1 protein-coding gene is annotated in these 367 nt (G+C 73.6%); it reads right to left on the minus strand.

From position 1 onward, the window contains the following. A partial coding sequence (locus IF89_RS39850) for a hypothetical protein (protein ID WP_043195031.1) occupies positions 1-367 on the minus strand: 367 nt, incomplete at both ends.

Below are 367 nucleotides of genomic sequence, written 5' to 3' on the forward strand. Positions count from 1 at the left end.
TCGCCGAGGTGGTCCGGGCCGCAGTGTCGGCGTCCTGCACGGACACCGCGCGCGCATCCGCCAGCGGGGCATCCTTCTGGTCCGCGCCCAGCACGCCTTGCGCGACCGCCTCGCCGACGATGTCGGAGGCCGTCTTGACGGTGGTGCCGTCGGGGCCGGTCACACTGCTGGTGTGCCCCCACGGGTCGGTGGAGGCAACGGTTCTGCGTCCGGCCTGGTCGGTCATGGTCACCTGGTAGTGGGCCCACTGGGAGTAGTCGGCCTGGGCCAGCACCCGGGCGCCGTCGGCGTCGGGCTCTTTGGCGTAGGCGCCGTCGCGGTAGTTGTCCGCGGTCCGCAGCGGGCGGCCCAGCGCGTCGAGGGTCTC

Source organism: Streptomyces sp. NRRL F-2664 (genome assembly GCF_000719345.1).
Classification (GTDB): Bacteria; Actinomycetota; Actinomycetes; order Streptomycetales; family Streptomycetaceae; genus Streptomyces.